General features: G+C 73.0%; 5 protein-coding genes and 1 pseudogene. 4 read left to right on the top strand and 2 right to left on the bottom strand.

From position 1 onward, the window contains the following. Together ACZ4XD_RS36855 and ACZ4XD_RS36850 are read left to right on the top strand one after the other, a co-directional pair. A pseudogene (locus ACZ4XD_RS36855) lies at positions 1-773 on the top strand (alpha/beta fold hydrolase); the annotation flags it as partial. Positions 774-834: 61 nt separating this feature from the next. Further along, positions 835-2,037, top strand: a complete 1,203-nt coding sequence (locus ACZ4XD_RS36850) for a M6 family metalloprotease domain-containing protein (protein WP_468049878.1) — start codon at positions 835-837, stop codon at positions 2,035-2,037. 100 nt (positions 2,038-2,137) lie between these two features. Here ACZ4XD_RS36850 and ACZ4XD_RS36845 read toward each other — a convergent pair whose 3' ends face one another. Continuing rightward, positions 2,138-2,695, bottom strand: coding sequence for a hypothetical protein (locus ACZ4XD_RS36845; RefSeq protein WP_468049876.1), 558 nt, complete (start codon positions 2,693-2,695; stop codon positions 2,138-2,140). 200 nt (positions 2,696-2,895) lie between these two features. Between ACZ4XD_RS36845 and ACZ4XD_RS36840 the strand changes: the two genes are divergently transcribed. Next, positions 2,896-3,090, top strand: a complete 195-nt coding sequence (locus ACZ4XD_RS36840; protein ID WP_468049874.1) for a hypothetical protein — start codon at positions 2,896-2,898, stop codon at positions 3,088-3,090. A gap of 12 nt (positions 3,091-3,102) precedes the next feature. Here the strand turns inward: ACZ4XD_RS36840 and ACZ4XD_RS36835 are convergent, their stop codons facing one another. Beyond that, the gene (locus tag ACZ4XD_RS36835; protein ID WP_468049880.1) at positions 3,103-3,693 is read right to left on the bottom strand and encodes a UbiX family flavin prenyltransferase; all 591 of its coding nucleotides are present in this window, start codon (positions 3,691-3,693) and stop codon (positions 3,103-3,105) included. 453 nt (positions 3,694-4,146) lie between these two features. Between ACZ4XD_RS36835 and ACZ4XD_RS36830 the strand changes: the two genes are divergently transcribed. Then, positions 4,147-7,314, top strand: coding sequence for a BTAD domain-containing putative transcriptional regulator (locus tag ACZ4XD_RS36830; RefSeq protein ID WP_468049872.1), 3,168 nt, complete (start codon positions 4,147-4,149; stop codon positions 7,312-7,314). The last annotated feature ends 104 nt before the right edge of the window (positions 7,315-7,418 follow it).

Raw genomic sequence — 7,418 nt, 5'->3', positions numbered from 1 at the left:
GTCTGCCCGGTCTCACCGCCACCGCCGACGAGGTCTACGCCCGCACCTACCCGCGGGTGCGGGCCCGCGTCCTCGACTTCTACGCCCGCTACCCGGACGACGCCCGCCGGCTCCGCCAGATCGCCGATCTCCTCACGGCCACCGAGGTCCGGCTGCCCGACGGCGACCGCCTCACCACCCGCCGGCTGCGCACCCTCGGCCTCGCCCTCGGTATGGGCGACGGCTTCGAACGGCTCCACTGGCTGCTCGATGAATCCCTGGACGCCGAAGGCGAGTTGACCGACACCTTTCTCCACCAGGTGCGGAATCTGACCGGCTTCACCGACAATCCGCTGTACGCCGTGCTTCAGGAGACGCTCTACGGGCAGGGCGCCGGCCCGACCGGCTGGGCAGCCTCCCGGGCCCTGGACGGCTTCGCCGAATTCACCGAGGAGGCGGACCCGCTCCTCCTCACCGGAGAAATGATCTACCCCTGGATGTTCCGGGAGATCACCGGCCTGCGGCCCTTCGCCGACGCCGCCGATCTGCTGGCCGCCCGCCCCGACTGGCCGCCGCTGTACGACCCGCAGCGCCTCGCCGCCAACCGGGTCCCGCTCGCCGCGATCGTCTACCACGACGACATGTACGTCGACGCGGGACTCTCCCTGCGCACCGCCCGCGAGGTCGGCGCCACCCGCGTCTGGGTCACCAATGAGTGGGAGCACGACGGCGTCAACGCCTCCGGCGGCCGGGTACTGGCCCGCCTGATGGACCTGGCCGCGGGCCGCGCGTAACCCCTCCCGCCCGTCGTCCCCCCGGCTTCCTTCTCCTGCCACTTCCTCCGATGGGAGAGCCATGCCCGCCCTGCCGACCCGCCTGCGCCCCCTCGCCGCGGCCTTCGCCCTCCTCGCCGGTCTCGCGCCGCCAACCACCGCGGCCGCCACCACCCAGCCCAACTCCCCTGCTCCAGCCGCCGATTGCGCGCTCCCCGGCAAGACCGGCTGGACCGACGAGGGACACCACACCGACCGCACCCGGTTCCAGCGCGCCGCCGGCAACCACCGCGTGCTGACCCTCTTCGTGGACTTCCCCGACGCCCGGGCCACCGACTCCACGGACGCCTACGCCGCCCACCTCGCCCCGGCCGCCGCCTGGATGAGCCGCGCCAGCTACGGCCGCTCCCGGCTCACCATCCGTTCGCTGCACCGCTGGATCCGGATGCCCGCGGACTCCACCTCGTACGGGTTCACCCGCGAGCTCACCTTCGAGGCCCACGAGAAGTACCTACGTGATGCGGTCACCGCCGCCGACCCCTTCGCGGACCTCTCCCGGTACGACATGGTCTACGTCGTCCCCACCAAGGCAGCAGCCGCGATCTCCTTCTCCCCGACCTACCTCTACGACCCGGCCACAGCCGGCGTCACCGCCGACGGCCGCCGCATCAAATGGGCCGTCACTTTCGGCCAGGACATGTGGCGTTGGGGACACAAGGTCGCCGCCCACGAGACCGGCCACACCTTCGGCCTCCCCGACCTGTACTCCTTCACCGGGGCCACCCACCAATACGCCGGCGGCTGGGACGTCATGGGCGACATCGCCGGCCCCGCGCCGCACTACCTCGGCTGGCACTCGTGGAAGCTCGGCTGGGCCCGTGACGACCAGGTCGCCTGCCTGCCGCGGACCGGACGCCGTACGGTACGGCTCACCCCGGTGGAGCGCCCCGGCGGGACCAAGATCGCCGTACTGCGCACCGGCGAGACCACCGCGTACGTCGCCGAATCCCGCCGCGCCGAGGGCGCTGACCAGGACGCCTGCTCCACCGGCGTCCTCCTCTACAAGGTCGATTCCGCCACCCGGACCGGCGAGGGCCCGATAAGGATCATCAACGGCCACCCGGTCAACGGCCACCCGGCCCCCACTCCACCCACCGGCTGCGCCCCACTGGACCTGGCCGCCTACACGCCCGGCCAGACGTTCACCGACCCGGACACCGGAGCCCGCATCGAGGTCCTCGCGGGCGGTCCGGCGGGGGATACGGTGCGACTGAGCAAGGAGTGAGGGGAGGGGACGCCCCGCGGGAAGGGCCGGCGTTGCGGCCGCGCTGAGGCCAGCGGCGGGGCCCCGCCGAACTGACGCGTCACGGCCGCCGGCTGCCTCGCTACGCGCGCGGCGGCGGGCCGGCCAGGGCGTCCAGGACGGTGTTGTACCGGTCGTCGAAGTCGATGCGGGTGATGTCGTCGTAGCGGAAGGACGACGGTGCGGCGGCCCAGCGGGCCCTCGGGTTGACTTCGAGCAGCTTGAGCCGCTTCTTCCCCGTGCGCACCGGTGCGCCGATGTACACCGCGCCGGGGTTCAGGTCCTCTTCGAAGACGGATATCAGGTGGTAGTGCCTGCTCACCGACTCCACCAGGGACCGGACGTCCGTCAGTGAGAGTTCACCACGCGGCTGCGGGGGCGGCCAGGGGCCGTGCCGCTGGAGCCAGCGCACCGTCAGATCGTGCGAGCCCCGGCGTCGGACCTGCACGATGTCGCGGGTTCGCAGCGCCACGAAACCGTCCGGGGCGAGGCGGCCGCACTCCGCGATCAACGTCCACGCGGGGGTCGCCTCGATCACAAAACCCTCGATCTCGTCACTGTCCGGAAGAGCGCGCACGAGACGCGTGAACTGATGCTTCTCGGCGGCCTCTTGCAGCTGCCGGCGGATCTCCTTGGCCATGGCGTCCATGTTCCTCGCCGGATGCGCCGGGCACCATGTGTTTTGTTCCCGAGGGCGCCGTGCACCGGCCCCAACGGCACTACCTGCCATGGTGGTTGGTGCCGGGTGAAACCGGATGCTCAGATCTGGCTGAGATTTCCCCTGCTCGCGCCCGGTGTTCCGTATGCTCGCAGGACCGGACCATTTCGAACGGAGGACCGATGAAAGCCACCCTCAGTCGTCTGGCCTCCCGTGCCACGTCTTTCCTGCTGCACGGGCGCCGGCCTCGACTCGATCACCCCGACTCGCACCGGGCCGGCCGGGCCGGCCGAGCCGACCAGCAGGCGGGTGTGATCGACCACTACGTTCCCTCCTCGGTCAACGGGAACGGCGGCGGAATGTCGTTACCCGGCTGACCGCGTCACCGCTCACCGGAAGGACGCCGCCTCGGGTGCCGCACGCAGGCCCGGCCGGCGGCGGACCCCGGGCGCTTCGAGGCCGAACTGGTCGAGCACCCCGTCCACCGTGTGGCCGATGAGGTCGTCGACGGTCTGCGGACGCTGGGAGAAGGACGGCATCGGCGGCTGGATGACCGCGCCCCTCCGGGAGAGCGCCAGCATGTTCTCCAGATGGATGTCGTTCAACGGCGTCTTCCGGGGCACCAGTACCAGCTTGCGGCGCTGCCTGAGCGTGATGTCGGCCGCGCGGGAGATCAGGCCGTCCGTACAGCCGGCGCGGATCACGGCCAGCGTCGTCATGCTGCACGGGATGATCACCATGCCGTGCACGGGGAAGGCGTCGAAGGAGATGGCCGCGCCCAGGTCCTCCGGGGCATGGGTGACGTCCGCGAGCCCGGCAACCTCCCGGGCGGGGAGAGAGGTCTCCCATTCCAGGGTGCTGTGTGCCCAGCGGCTCAAGATCAGATGCACCTCGACCCCGCCGTGCTCCCGCAGCCGCTCCAGCAGCCGTACGCCCAGCACGGCACCGGTCGCGCCGGTGATGCCCACCACGAGGCGCAGCGGCGCGGACGCGGAGGTCGCGCCGATCATGCGCCGCCTCCCGGGAAGCGGCGGTCCTGACGGGGCGTCACGATCCGGCAAAGAGGTGGGGCGAGAGGGGCGTTGCCCTGTCCGTGCATCACGTTTCCGCTCGGTAGGGGTCATCGGCATGAGGTCCCGCGGACCCATCCTGCGGTATGGCCCTTGCGGCATCCTGCTCCGGCCGCTGACCTGCCCTTGCCGAGGGCTGGGTGCTCCTTGCCGGAACCTTGCCGGTGGCTGATTTCGACGTCTGGAGAGCGCCTGCCGACTGTGCCAAGATCACGTTTTCGGGACGTCGTCGTCCCCTTTCGGGCCGCACCCCGTGGCCGGCACGTGTGAGAACGATTGAGGCTCCTGATGTCCGCAGCTCCCCTGCCCGGCCCGCACCAGCCAGCGGGAGCCTTTGGACCTCTCCTCCGTGTCCTGGGGCCCATGACGGCGCAGCACGACGGACGGGAGCTGCCGCTCGGTCCGCCCCGTCGCCGGGCCGTGCTCGCCCTGCTGCTCATCCGGCTGGGCCGGGTCGTCCCCACCGAGGTACTCGTCGAGGAACTCTGGCGGGACGCGCCGCCCCGCCGGCCGGTGGGCGCGCTCCAGAGCCACGTCTCCCACCTGCGCCGGGCACTGGACGTCGCGAAGGGTCCGGGCGAACCGTCCTTGGTGCGCCACCGCGCGCCCGGCTATGTGCTGGGCCTGGCGCCGGAGCAGAGCGACGCCCATCGCTTCGAGCAGCTGGTGGCGGAGGGGCGCCGACTGCTGGGGCGGCGGGACGCGGTGGCGGCAGGCGACCGGATCGCCGAGGCGCTCGCCCTGTGGCAGGGCTCCCCGTTCACGGAGTTCTCCGCCCACCCGGTGCTCCTCGACGAGCGCGGCCGGCTCGAACAGTTACGGCTCACGGCCGTCGAGTGCGGTGCCGAGGCCCGGCTCGCCCTCGGTGGGGCCGAGGAAGTGGCGGCCGAGCTGGCGCAGGAGGCGCGTCGCCATCCGGCCAGGGAACGGCTCATCGGTCATCTGATGACCGCCCTGTCGCAGCTGGGCAGGCAGGCCGAGGCGCTGGAGCTGTACGAGCGGACCCGGAGCCATCTCGTGGCGGAGTTCGGCGTCGACACCGCGGCCGAACTCCAGCGGATACGCACCGCGATCCTCCGGCAGGAACTCGACGACGGCCCGGCCGCCGAACCGGCCCTGCCGCCCGCCGTCCGGCCTGCCGTGGCGCTGTCCCCGCCCGTGCCCACTCCGGACGAAGCTCAGCCCGATGCCGTCGGGGAGCCGACGGAGCCCGCCGGGCCGTCCCTGTTCGCCGGCCGTGCCCGCGAACTGCGCCTGGTGACCCGGGCCGCCGCCGCGGCCCGCGACGGACAGGGCCATGTGGCCTGCGTCCTCGGTCCCGCCGGTGTCGGCAAGACCCGCTTGTTGACCGAGCTCGCCACGTCCCTGACCGCGTCCGGCGACGCTCCCGACGTGGTGTGGAGTCACTGCTTCCCGGGGGAGGGGGTACCGCCGTACTGGCTCTGGGCCCAGGTCCTGCGCGGGCTGTCGGCCACCCGGCCGGACGCCTTCCGCGCCGCCTGCGCGCCGTTCGAAGCGTTACTGGCCCCGGTGATGCCGAGGCACCCGGCGGGCGCCACGGAGCGGGTGGCGCCCGGCGGTGACTGGGGCCATGCCCGCTTCCTCACCCATGACGCGGTCTGCGAGGTGCTGCTGGAACTGGCCGCCGCCCGCCCGCTGGTGCTGCTCCTGGAGGATCTGCACTGGGCCGACGCCGCCTCGCTGGATCTGCTCAGACTGCTCGTCACCCGGCGCCATGACCGTCCGCTGAGCATCGTACTGACGACCCGTCAGCCCGAGATGGAGGCCGACGCGTCCCTGCGCCGGGCGCTCTCGGAGGTGCTGCGCGGGCCCCGCACCGAGACCCTGCGGCTGGGCGGCCTCTCCCGGCCGGCCCTCGCCTCCCTCGTCGAGGCCCAGGCCGGGCCCGGCGTCCGCGCCGAAGTCGTCGATGTGCTCCACGAGCGCAGCGGCGGCAACCCGTACTTCGTCACACAGCTGTTGACCCTGCTCGGCGATGTGCGCCGGCTGCACGAACCGGGGGCCATCGAGGTGCTCCTCGCGAGCGTTCCGGCCGGGGTCCGGGACGCGCTGCGCCAGCGCTTCACGGCGCTGCCCGAACCGGTCCTCCGCGTGCTGCACCTGTGCGCCGTCATCGGCACCGAGGTCGACACCCACCTCCTGGCGCGCACGGCCGGCCCCGACGAGCCCGTCAGCGCCGCCCTGGAGCCGGCGATCGCAGCGGGACTGCTGGCCGAGGACCCGCACCACCCCGACCGCCTGCACTTCGCCCATGCGCTGGTGCGGGAGACCCTCACCGACGAACTGGACCGGCAGGTACGCCACCGGCTGCACGCCCGGGTCGCCGAGGCGCTGGCCACCCGGCGCCCCGGAGACGACGCCGGGGGAGCGGAGGCCGAGCGCCTCGCCCACCACTCCTGGCACGGCCGGTCCGAGCTCCCCGCCGCCCGGGTGCTGCCCCGCCTGCTGCGCGCGGCCGAGGACGCCGAACACCAACTCGCCTACGAACAGGTGGAGATCTGGCTGCGGCGAGCCGTGCACCTGGTCGGCACCCTGCCGCCCGACGACCAGGAGACACTGCGCCTGGAACAGCGGCTGCACATCCAGCTCGGCCAGGTACTGGCGACCACCCGCGGCTACGGCGCGGCCGAGGCGGAGGCCGCGCTCCACCGGGGCCGGGCGCTCGGTACGGCGCTCGCCGCCCCCGAGGACCCCTCGGTGCTCTGGGCCCTGTGCGCGGCGCAGCTGGTCACCGGCCGGTACGACGGGTCCCTGCGGTACTCGGGGCTGCTGCGCGAGATCGGCGGGCGTACGGGCGATCCGGTCGCCCTGCTCGGCGCCGCCTACGGCTCGGGCATCGTCCTGCACGTCCGGGGCCGGCTGCCCGAGGCGCTGGCGAAGCTGGAGGAGGGCGTGGCGACGGCGGACCGCTTCGCGCACCAGGCACTCACGCTCGCCCGCACCTTCCAGCACGACCCCCGGGTCTCGTGCCGCTCCTACGACGCCTTCACCCACTGGCTCATCGGCGACCGGACCGCCGCCGCCGAGCGCCGCCGCGAGCTGCTGCTCCTGACGGAGTTCGACAGCCGGCCCTCCGACCGGGCCTTCGCCCTGTACGTGGACGCCGTCATCGCGGCGTGGGAGGGCGATGTGGACACCGCCGGGCGGTCCGGCGCCGAGGGCACCGGACTGGCCGAGCACCACGGGTTGCTCTACTGGAAGGCGATGCTGAGCCTGCCCGAGGGCTGGGCCCGGACACACTCCGGTCATCCGGCGGAGGGCCTGGCCCAGATGCGCTCCGCCCTCGCTGAACTGGGCCGGTCCCGGACCCACTTCCGTCTGCCGCTCCACCTGGGCCTGCTCGGCCAGGCCGAATACCTGGCCGGCGACCCGGAGGCCGCCGCGCGGACCTTCGGCAGACTCGCCGCCGCGGTCGAGCTGCGCCGCGAACACGTCTACCTCCACCCCGACCTGCCGGCCACCGGGCTTCTGCACGCGCTGTCGCCCCGACGCGTCCCCGAAGGCATCTGACCGCCGGCCCCGTGGGCCCGCCCCCACCCCCGTGGGCGAGGGGACCCCCCCCCCCCGCGCGGACGTCAGCAAACTCTTTCCTTTGCCCTGCGAACCAGGGATTT

This window comes from Streptomyces sp. NPDC029466 (genome assembly GCF_055574515.1).
This window is presented reverse-complemented; position numbering and strand designations above follow the sequence as displayed.